This is a genomic window from Achromobacter sp. CSND-B12, from assembly GCF_052906545.1.
Genome location: NZ_JBREGJ010000001.1, coordinates 3,877,842 through 3,891,507, shown reverse-complemented (window position 1 = coordinate 3,891,507; position 13,666 = coordinate 3,877,842). Strand labels below are relative to the sequence as shown.

Below are 13,666 nucleotides of genomic sequence, written 5' to 3'. Positions count from 1 at the left end.
GCAAGCCGCGGCGCGGCGCGCCACGGCGGTTCCGTCGCCGGCGTCAGGCCGTTTCTTCGCGCGGCCTGGCCGGCGCGAACAACAGGAACACCAGCGTCGCGCCCAGGTAGATCACGCCGGTCGCGGCCAGGCCCGCGCCCATGCCGGCGGCGCCGAACATCGCGCCGACCACCAGCGGACCGGCCATCTGGCCCAGCTTGTCGGCAGCCCGCATGACGCTGGTGGCGCCCGCGGCGCCGTAGCGCTGCACATCCGGCAGGGCCAGCATGTAGGGCGATTGCGACGCACCGGCGAAGCAGCTCGCCAGCGCCAGCAGCAGCACCGCGGCGGCGGCGGCCAGCAGGCCACTGTTGAAGTACAGGCCCAGCATGCCGGCGCTGCCCACCAGGCCGCCCAGCACGATCCAGCTTTTCTTGATGCTGCTGCGATCCACCACCCGCCCCATCAGCGGCCCGACGTAGATGACGCACAGGCCATAGATCATCAGCACCCGGCCGATGCTGGACGCGGCCACGCCTTCGGCTTCGAGATAGAGCGGCAAGGCGAAGGACAGCAGGCCGACCTGGGCGATCGAGAACGGAATCACGCTGCCCAGCAGCAACAGGCCGAAGTCGCACGTGCAAAGCAGGCGCAAGGTATCGGTGAAATGCGCGTGGACGCGTCCCGCCGCCTGGGCGGCCAGCTTGCGCCCGCGGTCCATGTAGGGGCGCATCAGCACCAACACGCCCGCCAGCGGCATCGCCAGCATCACCGCGCCCACCGCGAAGACGGCGCGAAAGCCCACCTGCTCCATCAGCATCGCGCCCACCGCGGCGCCAGACAGGTGCCCGGCGAACAGGCCGGCGATCACGCCGGTCATGTTGCGGCCACGATACTGCGGCGGGCTGCGTGTCACGATGAAGCCCTGCAGCCCCATCCACGTCAGGCCGTAGCCCAGGCCCACCAGGCCGCGCGCGGCGCTGAACATCAGCAGATTGGCGGCGGCGGCGCAGGCCAGCATGCCCGCGGCGGACACGCCCAGGCCCGCCAGCACCGGCACCTGCCAGCCCCTGCGGTCGGTCAGCCGGCCGGCCAGCAGCGAGGTCAGCAGGCCACAGCCCATTTCCACCGAGATCGGCAGGGCCAGCAACAGATTGGCCGGCAGGTCCAGGCCGCCGGCCGGCAGGCTGCGCGCATACAACGGCAGGAAGCCCAGCGGCAACGCCCACGCGAACAGGAAGCCGAACATCACCGGCCGCGCGATGCGTCCCACTTCGGATTCATCGTCGGGACCGACGCGGCTGCCGTCGGCCAGGGTGGCGCGCGCGGCGAAGGCGCGGTTCATCAGCAGCGCCAGCAGCAACAGCATCTCGATCGCGGCCACCAGCGCCACCGCCACCACCGTCACGGCATCCAGCGCACGACTGCGCACGCCCGCGGCGATGACATCGCCGGACAGGCGCAGCACCAGGTCGCCATGCGCCTTGGGATCGGCCAGTGCCGCGCCAAGGGGCAGCACCAGCGTCAGGTCGTCGGCCTGCGGCCGGCTCACGGGCAACTGCGACACGTCCAGCGCCCCGCGCGCATCGGCGCCGTAGAGGACGCGGCCGTTGCGGTCGGCCAGTTCGATCTGCGCCACCGCCGGGAAAGTGCCGGCCAGGCGGCTGAACGGCGCCTCGACGCCACGCAGCCGGTCCACTTCCAGCCCATAGCCGAGCACCCGGTTCAGGTCGCGCTGCAGGCCCTCGGCCAACAGGCCGACGTTATTGCGCGTCACGTCGAGCCAGCCGCTGCGGAAAGTGGAAATGGTGTAGGCCGCGTACACGCCCTGTGCCAGCACCAGCGCCAGCAACGGCACCACGAAACGGGCCCGGCCGCCGGCGGCCAGCGAGGTCAGCGGCACAACGTATTTGAAGACCGCCGCCAATCCCAATCCGACCAGCACCGTAACCAGCAACAGCACCTGCAGGTTGTCGATGATGAGCCGGCGGCTGGCCTCGCCGTCCTTGGCGGCGGACAGCACCACGGCACCCACCACCTTGCCGCCCGCGGCGCTCAGCGGCACGGCCACCGTCACCCCGTCGTCGGCAACGCCGACCAGGGCGCCGGAGCCACGGCGCGCCAGGCCCGCCGCGAGCGGGCCGCCCGCATCCAGCGTGCGCGCCAACCGCGCGGCGCCTTCGGGCAGCTCGCCCTGCGTGGCCAGTGCCTGGCCATCGGCCAGCAGCACCGCGGCGCCCTGCACGCCGCGCGAGCCCGCGGCCCCATCGCGCAACGCGTCGCGCAGACCGAAGTACTGTTCAAGCGGCTTGCCAAGGCGCAGGCCGTTTTCGATATTGCCGGCGACGCGGCGCGCCACCACCTCGACGCGGTCGGCGGTGGTATCCACCACCAGCCGGTTCAGCGCGGACAGGCTGAGCGCGCCGATCAATGCCTGCGCCAGCAGCAGCACGGCCAGACAGGCCAACGTGACTTCAAGCACGGGGCGACGACGCAACCCATCGAGCACTATTTGTATTGGTTCGCTACGCATGGGGCCCCGCCGCCGCAAAGTATTTACACACGGGCACCAATGGTATTTACAATTAATGCAAATTGCATCTTATTTCACGCCTTCACCTCATCCGCCGCCTATCGCCCCCATGTCGTTGCGCTCGCTCCGTAGCAAGATTTTTCTACTGGTCGTAGCGCTGCTCCTGGCGGTCGCGGCATTCGTGATGCTGACCACCCAGCGCAATGTCACGCGCACGGTGGTCAACAGCGAGCGCCACGCCGTCAGCAACGTGATGGAACTGGTGCTGCGGGATGCCGAGGCGCGCTGGGGCGCCCTGCTGGCGGACAAGATTTCCACGGTGCGCAGCGGCCGGCGGCAGTTGATGCAGAGCGGCACGGTGGTGGCCGCGGCCCTGAACGCCTATGCCGACATGGCCGAGCGCGGCATCATGACGCCCGGCGCGGCCAAGGGCATGGCGCGCGCCTGGATCAATCGCCTGAAACTCGACGACCGCCGCTACGCCTTCGTCTATGACGCCGACTTCCAGGTGCTGGCCAGCGGCAACCCGGACATGATCGACCGCGATCTGTCGTCGCTGTCCGACTTCAAGAACCGGCCGCTGGCCCAGGCCCTGCTCGAGGAAAGCCGCAGCTCGGGCTATGGCTTTGCCATCTACCGCTGGCCGCCGTCGGCCCAGCGTGGCGATGGCGAAACGCGCTACGCCTATTTCGGCTACTTCCGTCCCTGGAACTGGGTCTTCGCCATCTCCGACAGCGCCCAGGATGTGATCGAGCAGATCGAGACGCGCCGCGCGCAATTGGAAAACTCGGTGCGCGACACGCTGTCGAAACTGACGCTGGCGCAATCGGGCTTCATCTTCATCGCGGCCGATGACGGCCGCATGGTCGTGGCGCCTCCCGAGGCGCGCGCCGGCCTGCTCGACGCCAAGGATGGCCAGGGCGAAACGCTGCGCGCGCTGCTGGCGCGCCAGGACCGCGGCGGCACGCTGCAAAGCCTGCGCTTCGAGGGCGGCGACGGGCCCTGGCAAATCGACAGCGCCCGCTTCGCGCCGCTGGGCTGGACCGTGGTGGCGGTGGTTCCCGAAAGCGACCTGACGGCGCCGGCGCGCGAGCTGCTGAATCGGCAGGCGCTGATCTTCGTCGGCATGATGCTGGTGGCGCTGGTATGCGCCTGGCTGGTGGCGGCGCGCATCGTGCGCCCGCTGGAAACGCTGACCCACTATGCCCGCCTGCTGCCCGAGCAGGACCTGACCGCGGCATCCAGCGTGCCCGCCTACATCGCCGCGCTGCCGGACAGGCACAAGGATGAGGTCGGCCGGCTGGCGGCCTCGTTCCTGTTCATGGACCGCAAGCTGCGCGAGAACATCTCCCGGCTGATGCGCGAGACCACGGCCCGCGAACGCTTCGAAAGCGAGCTCAATATCGCGCGCGCCATCCAGCTCGGCCTGTTACCGGTGCCGCTGTCGCCGCTTACGCGGGAGCAGATCGACCTGAATGCCGTGATGCTGCCGGCCAAGGAAGTCGGCGGCGACCTGTACGACTACTTCACCCTGCCCGACGGCCGGCTGTGCCTGGCCATCGGCGACGTTTCGGACAAGGGGGTGCCGGCGGCACTCTTCATGGCGGTGACGCGCACCTTGATCCGCGCCACCGCCGAGGACGAGACCGACCCGGCGTTGATGATGCAGAAGATCAACAATCGCCTGTCCGAAAACAATCCCAACATGATGTTCGTCACGCTGCTGGTCGGTGTGCTGGACATGACCACCGGCGAACTCAAATGGGCCAACGCCGGCCACCTGCCGCCGGCGGTGGTGGGCGCGGACGGCGTGGTGCGGTTGCTGGAAGGCCGCAGCGGCCCCGCCTGCGGCGTCCAGGAGAACCTGGAGTACCGCTGCCTGTCGACCGTGCTGGGGCCCGGCGAGATGTTCGTGGGCTACACCGACGGCATCACCGAGGCCGTCAATCCGCAGAATGCGCAGTACGGCGACCCGCGCCTGCTGGCCGTGCTGTCCAATCCCCCCGTGCCGGCGGCCAGCCTGGCCAAGCGTCTGCTGGAAGACGTGCAGGCCTTCGCCGACGGCGCGGAGCAATCCGATGACATCACATTGATCGTGATCCGCCGCCCATGAAGACATCGCTGTGCACCCTATTGCTGAGCCTGGCCCTGCTGGCGCCCGCCGCGAGCCTGGCCCAGGCCGCGGCGGCGGCCCCCACCGCCGGTCCTGCCGCGGCCGCGCCGCCCGCCGCCACGCCACAGGTGTTCCCCACCAAGCCGGTGATGCGCCCCGACGGCAGGAAATGGCGCATCGGCTATTTCGAGAGCGGCGACTACAGCGAATATCCGCGCACGCTGCGCGTCACCGTCGATGGCCTGCAGAAGCTGGGCTGGATCACCGTTCCCGCCATCCCCGACGGCCTCAATGGCAGGCAGATGTGGGAATACCTGGCCGACAACGTCCGCAGCGACACGCTGGAATTCGTGCGCGACGCCTGGTGGCAGCCGGGCAACTTCGACGCCGCGCAGCGGCCCGCCGTGCGCGAATCGATCAAGCAGCGCCTGGAGGGCAGGAAGGACATCGACCTGATCATCGCCATGGGCACCTGGGCCGGCCAGGACATGGCGGGCCTGGGCGCGCCGGTGCCTACGATCGTGGCCTCGACCAGCGATGCGGTCGGCGCCCGCATCACCCGCTCGGCGCAGGACAGCGGCCTGGACAATCTGCACGCGCGCGTCCAGCCTGAGCGCTATCAGCGGCAAGTGCGCCTGTTCCATGAGATCGTGCCGTTCAAGCGGCTCGGCCTGGTATACGAGGATAGCCCCGAAGGCCGCACTTACAGCGCGGTCGAGGCGGTCGAGCAGGTGGCGCGCGAACAGGGTTTCAAGGTGCTGACCTGCAACGCGCCCTCCAACGGCATCGCGCCCGAAGTGGCCACCCGCAATGCGCTGGAATGCTATGCCAGGCTGGCGCCGCAGATCGACGCGGCCTACGTCACGGTGCATCGCGGCGTTACCCCGACGTCGATCGACACGGTGGCCGAGATCCTGCGGCAGGCGCGGGTGCCCAGCTTCTCGATGCTGGGTTCCGAAGAGGTCAAGCATGGCCTGTTGCTGAGCCTGGCGCAGGCCGACTATTCGTACGTCGGCCTGTTCTATGCCGAGACCATGGCGCGCATCTTCAACGGCGCCAAGGCGCGCGAATTGAGCCAGGTCTGGATCGATCCGGCCAAGATCGCCTTGAATCTGCAGACCGCCCGCGTGATCGGCTTCGATCCGCCCGTGGATATCCTGCTGGCGGCCGACGAAGTCTACGAGGCGCGGTAACCCCCTGTATCCGGCGCCGGCCTGAAATCGCGCAATCGCATAAAATCCGCATACGTGTCGTGGCAACGGAACTAAAACGCCACCCGGGTTACTCAATCACAGGGGCTGTTGAATCTCCTCTGGGCCCGATCTCGGACACGCCGGATTTATTGGCTGCATGACAATTTCATCGGTTACCCCATCATCGCCGTTCGTCTCTCTCGATGCCTTCGCCCAGGCGGCGCAGAGCGGCGAGGACGTCTACGTCGACATCGCGGGCGAAACGCTGCGGGTTCTCGGCGTGGGCAGCACGCCCGGCGGCCGCAGCGTGGCATGGGTGGCGCCCAATGTCGACACGACCGGCATGTTCGCCCAGGCGTTGGCCCGCAGCTACGGCCAGGGCATCGCCAGCGCGGTGTCGCGCGAACTGGGACTTGAACCGAATCCGGGCAAGCCGCTGTCGGCGCGCACCGTCACGCTCGCGCTCGACATGGCGCAAACCTCGCGCGACGCCCTGTCGGGCGTTGATTTCATGACACGCCTGGCGCTGTCCGCCACCAACGACGCGCCGGCCTTCCAGCAGGCCTGTCGCGACGCCGGCGTGGCGCCCTCCGGCCTGGACGCCGGGCGCCGCGGCGCGCTCGACCAGGCCATGCAGGCGCGCTTCGACCAGGCGGCCGAATCCGGCCACAGCCCGGTTTCCCTGGCCACCGCGGCGGGCTGGCTGCGCGAGCTGCTCAAGTCCGCCTGAAGCGCATGCCGGCAGAGGATTCCGCTCCCCGGAATATCCTCGCGCGCGGTTTACTTGTTTTTACATATCTGACTTAAAAAACGCTACTTTTGCCTCAATATTTCGATTTTCGAAATATTGTGACAGAGGTAAGCTGCGATAATTCGCGCCATGCCGGTAGTAACTTGTAGCTTAATACACGTTTCTTTTCCCAACCCATGACCAATCCGAGCGATTGCACAACCGCTTCCCCGGAAGCGGATTTGCCTCCCATTCGCCCTGACGGCGAAGGGCAGGGATGGGACACGGGCGAGGAATACCTGCTGCGCGACCTGGTGCGGGAACACGCCACCCGGCTGCAACGCTTCATCGTCAAGCACATCGGCAACAGCAGCGAGGCCGAAGACCTGGCCCAGCAGGCCTTCGTCGAAGCGGCCCGTTCGTACCGCAGCTTCCGCGGCGAATCGCAACTGTCCTCCTGGCTGTACGGCATCGCGCTCAACCTGGTGCGCAACCACCTCTCGCGCGCGCCGGAGCGGCGCCACGACTTCGTCAGCGACAGCGTGCTGGCCGACCATGCCGCTGACGACCTGTCTCCGGACCGCGTGGCGGAACAGAACCAGACCCTGGCCCTGCTGCAGGAGTCGCTGGAAGAACTCCCGGAAAACATGCGCGACATCCTGCTGATGGTGGGCATCGACGAAATCTCGTACGAGGACGCGGCCGCCCTGCTGACGGTGCCGGTGGGTACCGTGCGCAGCCGCCTGTCGCGCGCACGCGCCGCGCTGCGCGACAAGCTGGCACAGAAGGGCTTGCGGCTCGACGCCTGAGCCGCGGCGGCCCAGGCCGCCCCCTTCGCGGCTTGTCCGCTAATGTGCCGTGCCGTATCTGCGGGACAGCACACTAGGGCGCCCTGCCCGTCCCCGGCGCCGCCACCGGCTCGACCTGGATCACCGGCCCCTGCTGCGCGTTGGACTTGCCTTCCAGCACCGGCGCGGCGCTAGGCGTGCCATCGAGCCATTCGGAGGCCCGCACCGGGCCGCTGCTGCGACGCAACTCCACATTCGGTCCGAAGACGATGCGCGTGCGCTGGCTTTGCGCCAGGTCGAGATACTGCCCCGCCGTCATGCGCCCGTCTCCTCCCCATGTGGCGTTGAGCATGGGGCCGGTGCCCGCGGCGCCGGGCGTGGCGACCACTTCGCCGTTGATCGCGACCACCTTCGGCCGGATCAGGAACAGGCGTTCGCGCCGCTGCACGGTCTTGGACTTGTTGGAGAACAGCAATCCCAGGCCCGGAATGTCGCCCAGGATCGGCACCTTGTCGACCTGCTCCGAATTCTGGCTGCTGTTGTAGCCGCCGATCAGCAGGGTCTGGTCGTTGCCGACGATGGCCAGGGTGCTGATGTTGCTCTTTCGGACGGTAGGCAGATTGTCGATCTGGCGCTCTTCCTGGATGCGGCCGTCTTCGATGTCGACCGTCAGCTCGACCCGCGCGCCGTTCTTCGATTCGATATGGCGCGGCGTCACGCGCAATGAGGTGCCCACGGTCACCGGTGTCACGGTCGCCACGCGCTCGCCGCGCGTCTGGATATAGAAGGTGTCGGACAGGTCGATCATGGCGCCGAGATTGTCGGCGGTCAGGATCGACGGCTGCGACAGGATGTTGGCCTGTCCCTTAGTCTGCAGCGCGCGCAGGCGCGCCGCCAGGGTGTTGCCGACGCTCACGCCGATGGTGCCGGGCGACAGGGCGGCGCCGCTTTCCAGCGGCAGGCCGCCGCTGGGGCCGAGGCCCAGGTTGCCATAGCCGAAGGTGGTGGAGCCGGCGCGCGCGCCCCAGGTCACGCCCAGTTCGCTGACCAGGTCGGAGTTGACGTCCACGATCATGGCCTCGATCTCGACCAGCGTGCTGGGCAGGTCGAGCTGCTCGATCAGGCTGCGGTAGATGGGAATGCGGTCCGGGATATCCTGCACGATGATGGCGTTCAGGCGCGCATCGGCCTGCACCGTGGGCTCGCGCAGGCGCAGGCCCGACTTGCCCGTGCTGGCAGGCGCGGCAGGCTGATTGCCCGCCGGCCCGGCCGGCGCCGCGGCGCCGTCGCCAGCCACCTGCGGGAACGCCGGCGGATTGTCGCGCAACGGCGCCGCGATCGCGGCCAGGGTTTCGTTATTGGCGCCGCCCCCGCCGCCGGTGATCAGGTTGCGCAGCACGGTCGACAGGCCGGGCGTCACCACCTTCTGGTCGCGGTAGCTGATGGTGCGGTCGTTGACCGAAGCATGCTTGAGCCGGAACACCGCCACCTGCTGGCCGCCGGCGCCCATCGGCAGCGCGGCCACGGTGCGTTCCACCAGGTCCACGTAGCCCGGAGGGCCCGACACCAGTGCAATGCCCTGGTCGGGCAATTCGCCCCAGCCAAAGCGCGGGTCCAGCACACCCAGCTGCTGCAAGGCCTGGCGCAAGGCGCTGATGGAACTGCCCATGGCGCTGACCGAGCGCGTTTTCATGTCGTTGGTGCGGCTGACGAACAACGTGCCCGCGTAGACAAACCAGTTGAAGCCGTACACCCCGCCCAGCCGGTCCATGAACTCGGTCGGCGTATTGGCGTTGAATTTGCCATTGACCGTGCCCGTGACATTGGGGCCGATCTGCAGCGACAGGCTGAAGCCCCCGGCGAATTCACGCAGCAACGTCTGCAGGTTCTCGTCGCGGGCATAGTAGCTGTAGGGCACGTTGGGCCAGTTCGGCGCGGCTTGCGCGCCGGCCGCCAGGCCCAGCGACAACGCGGTCGCCAGAATCATCCGCTTCAACACTCTTTCTCCTCGGGCGGAATGCCCGTCACGCGTGTTCATGCCAGCCGCCGCGCGGCGCCGGCCCAAAAGGAAAGCGCATTGGCGAACGCGCCCATGGCTTCGTCCAGCGCCAGCTCCCCGCTGCCCGGCTGCAAGGACTGCTGCAGCCACAGCGCCCGCCCCTGCGGATCCACCACGCAGGTGGCCGCATGCCTTGCCAGCATGCCCGCGGCCAGCTTGCCGATTTCCGTCACCAGCCGGTCACGGTCGGCGTCGCCGGCCGGCAAGGCGCAAAGGCGGGCGGACATGGCCAGCCAGCCGTCACGCGCCGGCTGCAGGTGGACGCGGTAGGTGTCGTCGATCACCACGGTGATGCGGCCGTCGGCGCGTGTCGACGGCGCCAGGCCATGGCGCGCCGCATAGGCGGCAATCAGGGGATGCTGGGGTGCGTTCATGTCGGATCGTCCGCATTGCCGGCCAGCTTCCTGACGAGGCGCAGGACTTCGGCGACCGGCTCGATCAGTTCACTGGGAATGTATTGGTCTGGCAGCGCGGACGCCATCAACGCGCGCGCCAGGGGAATGTTCTGCATCACCGGCACACCGGCTTCGCGCGCCGCCCGCATCATCTGCTCGGCCAGCGCGCCCTCGCCCTTGGCCAGCACCACCGGCAGCGGCGTCTCGTCGGGCTCGTAGTAGATGGCCACCGCCAGGTGGGTGGGGTTGGTCACCAGCACCGAGGCCTTGCGCGTGCTGGCAACCGCGCCGTGCATCACCATTTCCTGGTGCAGGTGCTTGCGCTTGTGCTTGATGTGGGGATCGCCCTCCATCTCCTTGAATTCCTGCTTGATGTCTTCCTTGCTCATCATCAGCCCCTTGCGGTACTGCATGCGCTGCCAGACGAAATCGGCCAGGGAAATCACCACATAGGCCACGGCGATGTTCACGATCAGCGCGCGCATCATGCCGCCCACGCCCGCTTCCAGGCCGGCCAGGCCGCTGTGCGGCACCGCCATCAATTCCGGCAGCGCGTCACGCACCACCAGCGTCACCAGCACCGACAGGAAGGCGATCTTGATGATGGACTTGAGCAGTTCCACGAGGTTCTTCTTCGAGAAGATGTTCTTCAGGTTGCTCATCACGTTGAGCTTCTTGGCCGACGGCTTCAGCTTCTCGAACGCCAGCACCACGCCCACCTGCAGGAATTCGGAGAACATGCCCACCACCAGCACGATCAGCACGAACGGCAGCACCAGGTAGACCGCTTCGCGCAGGGCCGCGTCCAGCGCGATTGGCAGCGCTTGTTCGAAAGACTGTCCCACCAGCGTGGACGGGATCAGGACCAGCCGCCCCAGCGCCTCGACGATGCCATGGGCGTTGCCCAGCAGGTAGCCGAACAACGCCAGCACCAGCAGTGTCTGGGTGAAGTCCTTGCTGTGCGCGACATCGCCTTTCTGGCGCGCGTCGCGCAGTTTCTTTTGGGTGGGCTGTTCGGTCTTTTCGCCGCTCATGGCGCCCGCCATTGGTTGTCCAGGAACGGCAGGGCCGAACCGATCTGGCCCGTGGCCTCGGCGGCATACTCGAACAGCGTGCTCATGTAGAGCACCATCACCAGCAACGCCAGCGCGCTCTTGATCGGCATCGCCAGGAAGAACACCTGCAACTGCGGCGCGAAGCGGCTGACCAGCGCCAGCCCCACTTCGGCCAGGAACATGGAGATGATGGCCGGCGCGGCGAACAGCAGCGTCAGCCGCAGGAAGCGGCCCAGCTGGTCCAGCATCAGCGGCACGCTTTCGCGGCGCAGCGTGGGCGCCCAGTCCCACAGGTCCCACAGGCGGAAGCTGTCGTACAGCATCGTCAGCATCAGCATGAAGCCGCCGCCCACCAGGAAGAACACCATGAAGGCCTGGTTGAACAGGATCCCGAGCGGCGACGAGTCGTTGCCCGTGGCCGGGTTGATGGTGGCGCCCAGGCTGGCGCCGCGCTGGTTGTCGACCACGAAGCCCACCGCCTCGAAGATCCAGAACGGGATCGCCACGAGAAAGCCCATCACCAGGCCGATGAAGACTTCCTTGGCCACCAGCAGCACCAGCTCGACCGCGTCCAGGTCGATCACGGCGTAGCGCGGCGCCAAGGCTGGCACCAGCACCAGGCCGATGGCCGCGCACAGGGCGTAGCGCAGCATGCCGGGCAGCAGCTGGCGGTTGAACAGGGGCAACATCGCGCACAACGCCAGGATCCGCGGCTGCGTCAGCGCCAGCGTGCCCAGGAAGACTTTCGCTTCGACGAAGTTGATGCCCGAGGTCATGGTTGCGCGCCGCTCCTAGTGGATCTTGTAGAAGAGGTCGAACACGGAGATCGTGAAGTTGTACAGCTCGGCGCTGAGCCAGCGCGCCGTCAGCATGATGGTGGCGAACACCGCGATCAGCTTGACGGCGAACGACAGCGTCTGTTCCTGGATCTGCGTCAGCGCCTGGAACAGCGAGAACAGTGTGCCCACGATCGCCGCCACGGCGATCGGCGGCAGGGACAGCCACAGCACCAGGTAGAGCGCCTGCGTCATGTACGAAACGAGGTCGACGGTTCCCATGGCGGCCTCAGGTATAGGACAGCACCAGACCCTGGATCAGCCGCGTCCAGCCGTCGACCATGACGAACAGGAACAGCTTCAGGGGCATGGAAATCGTGACTGGCGACACCATCATCATGCCCATCGCCAGCAGGATGTTGGAGACGATCAGGTCGATGATGACGAACGGCAGGTAGAGCAGGAAGCCAATCTGGAAAGCGGCGGTCAGTTCCGACAGCAGGAACGACGGAATCAGCACCAGCAGGTCGTCTTCCTTCAGGTTGCGGGCCTGCTGCTCGCCCCACAGTCCGCGCGCGGTGCGCAGGAAGAAATCGCGCTGCTCCGCGCGGCTGTTCTTGAGCATGAAGGCGCGCATCGGCTCGGCGCCGCGCGCCACCGCCTCGAGAATGCCTTCGAGCCGGTCCGGCTCGGGCGTGCCAGGCGCCACCACGGCCGGCGGCGCGCGCAGCTCATCACCGATCTGCATCACCACGGGCCCCATGACATACGCGGACAGGATCAGCGCCAACCCGTACAGCGCCATGTTGGGCGGCACCTGCTGCACGCCCAGGGCGTTGCGCACCAGCGTCAGCACCACCGCGATCTTCAGGAACGAGGTGGTCATGACGGCGGCCAGCGGCACCAGCGCCAGCAGCGCCAGGACAACCGCCAGGCTGATCGGATCCGCGCCGTTCATGCGCCCGCCTTGCCCAGGCGATGCAGCGTGACGCCGATGCGGCCGTCGATCTCGACCAATTCACCGCTGCCGACCAGCGCGCCGTTGGCGCGCACCAGCACCGGCCCCTCGGCCAGCGGCCGCGCCAGATCGAAGGTCTCGCCGGGCTGCAGTTGGCGCAGCTCTCCCAGGGTGATCTGGCGCTCGCCCAGTTCGAAAGTCAGTCGGACGGGGATGGCGTCGATATCGAGCGGCGTCTGGGCGCCCGCGTCGGCATCCTGCGGCGATTGCGGCGTCTCGGTCATGAGGGAAGTCCAGCCTTGGGTAACGAGGTATGAAGAATCCTGGCGGCGCACGCGCAGCCCCTGGGCGCCGGCGCCCAGCCACAGTTCGCCCTCGGGCGACACCAGGCAGTGATCGAGGAACACCGTGTCGCGGGGCGCCAGGCTGCGCAGTTGCGCCGCGTCCAGCTCGGTCCAGCCCAGGCAGGCGGCGATGCGCACCGGCACGGCGTCGGCATCGATTTCGTTGGCTGCCGGCGCGGCGCGGCCGATCAAACCCGCCAACAGCATCAGGCCAAGGCCGTCCGCGGCCAACGTGGCGTAAATCGTCTCGCCGCTGGCAGGGTGGCGCGCGGCGAGCGTCCAGGCATGCGCCAGCGCCGCCGCCGGCGCGTCGCGGGCGACCACCCGCAGCGGGCCGCCTGGGGAAGTTTCGCCCAGGGCAGCGACCACCTCGGCCAGCAGCGTTTCGATGGCGGCCGACACCAGGGCGGGAGGCAGCTCGCCCGCATCCAGGTCGGGCCAGCGAGCCGCCAGCCAGGCCTGGGCCGCGCCGGCCGGCAGGCCCAGGCGCAGCCGCGCGCCGGCCCATTCCAGGTCGGCCGACAGCGTGGCCGAGCGCTGCACGGCGTCGGGCGCCCCGGGCGTGAAGCCCAGGCGCCAGCGCGCGGGTTCGGCGTCACTGCCGGCCAGTGGCGCCAGCGTGACCGTCAGGTCGGCGCCATGGCGCGCGATCAGCGAACGGGCGCGGGCCTCGTTGCCGGACAGGCGCGGCAGCGGGAGCGAGGACGAGGGGGAAAGCGTACTTGCGGTCATGGGTTCCAGGG

Annotated in this window: 12 protein-coding genes; 4 read left to right on the top strand and 8 right to left on the bottom strand. The window is 68.1% G+C overall.

Annotated features, from left to right (window positions below):
• Nucleotides 1-43 precede the first annotated feature (43 nt).
• Nucleotides 44-2,512, bottom strand: a complete 2,469-nt coding sequence (locus ACUTAG_RS18275) for an MFS transporter (protein ID WP_187378287.1) — start codon at nt 2,510-2,512, stop codon at nt 44-46.
• A 109-nt stretch (nt 2,513-2,621) separates the two neighbouring features.
• Between ACUTAG_RS18275 and ACUTAG_RS18270 the strand changes: the two genes are divergently transcribed.
• From ACUTAG_RS18270 to ACUTAG_RS18255, 4 genes are all read left to right on the top strand, one after another.
• On the top strand, nt 2,622-4,625 hold the full coding sequence (locus tag ACUTAG_RS18270) for a SpoIIE family protein phosphatase (RefSeq protein WP_054485496.1): 2,004 nt from the start codon (nt 2,622-2,624) through the stop codon (nt 4,623-4,625).
• Nucleotides 4,622-5,818 (top strand): ABC transporter substrate-binding protein, encoded by a 1,197-nt coding sequence (locus tag ACUTAG_RS18265; protein WP_148317542.1) that lies wholly within the window; start codon nt 4,622-4,624, stop codon nt 5,816-5,818. Before ACUTAG_RS18270 ends, ACUTAG_RS18265 begins: the two co-directional genes overlap by 4 nt.
• 157 nt (nt 5,819-5,975) lie before the next feature.
• On the top strand, nt 5,976-6,548 hold the full coding sequence (locus ACUTAG_RS18260; protein WP_148317544.1) for a hypothetical protein: 573 nt from the start codon (nt 5,976-5,978) through the stop codon (nt 6,546-6,548).
• 242 nt (nt 6,549-6,790) lie between these two features.
• On the top strand, nt 6,791-7,357 hold the full coding sequence (locus ACUTAG_RS18255; RefSeq protein WP_020925202.1) for an RNA polymerase sigma factor: 567 nt from the start codon (nt 6,791-6,793) through the stop codon (nt 7,355-7,357).
• A 73-nt stretch (nt 7,358-7,430) separates the two neighbouring features.
• On the opposite strand, the gene sctC is transcribed toward ACUTAG_RS18255, so the two are convergent.
• The 7 genes from sctC to sctQ are packed head-to-tail and all read right to left on the bottom strand — an operon-like array spanning nt 7,431 to nt 13,655.
• Nucleotides 7,431-9,323 (bottom strand): type III secretion system outer membrane ring subunit SctC, encoded by a 1,893-nt coding sequence (sctC, locus tag ACUTAG_RS18250; protein ID WP_049051217.1) that lies wholly within the window; start codon nt 9,321-9,323, stop codon nt 7,431-7,433.
• A gap of 47 nt (nt 9,324-9,370) precedes the next feature.
• Nucleotides 9,371-9,769, bottom strand: coding sequence for a CesT family type III secretion system chaperone (locus ACUTAG_RS18245; protein WP_020925204.1), 399 nt, complete (start codon nt 9,767-9,769; stop codon nt 9,371-9,373).
• On the bottom strand, nt 9,766-10,824 hold the full coding sequence (gene sctU, locus ACUTAG_RS18240) for a type III secretion system export apparatus subunit SctU (protein WP_045953356.1): 1,059 nt from the start codon (nt 10,822-10,824) through the stop codon (nt 9,766-9,768). The genes ACUTAG_RS18245 and sctU overlap by 4 nt, the downstream gene beginning before the upstream one ends.
• Complete coding sequence (gene sctT, locus ACUTAG_RS18235) at nt 10,821-11,621, bottom strand: type III secretion system export apparatus subunit SctT (RefSeq protein WP_047993389.1); 801 nt, start codon at nt 11,619-11,621, stop codon at nt 10,821-10,823. Before sctT ends, sctU begins: the two co-directional genes overlap by 4 nt.
• Before the next feature lie 15 nt (nt 11,622-11,636).
• Nucleotides 11,637-11,903 carry a type III secretion system export apparatus subunit SctS gene (gene sctS / locus ACUTAG_RS18230; protein WP_008163300.1) on the bottom strand — a complete coding sequence of 89 codons (267 nt, stop codon included), beginning with the start codon at nt 11,901-11,903 and terminating at the stop codon, nt 11,637-11,639.
• Between the two features lie 7 nt (nt 11,904-11,910).
• Nucleotides 11,911-12,579: a type III secretion system export apparatus subunit SctR gene (sctR, locus tag ACUTAG_RS18225; protein WP_058665276.1), complete on the bottom strand. Its 669-nt coding sequence runs from the start codon at nt 12,577-12,579 to the stop codon at nt 11,911-11,913.
• The gene (sctQ, locus tag ACUTAG_RS18220; protein WP_058665277.1) at nt 12,576-13,655 is read right to left on the bottom strand and encodes a type III secretion system cytoplasmic ring protein SctQ; all 1,080 of its coding nucleotides are present in this window, start codon (nt 13,653-13,655) and stop codon (nt 12,576-12,578) included. Before sctQ ends, sctR begins: the two co-directional genes overlap by 4 nt.
• Nucleotides 13,656-13,666 lie beyond the last annotated feature (11 nt).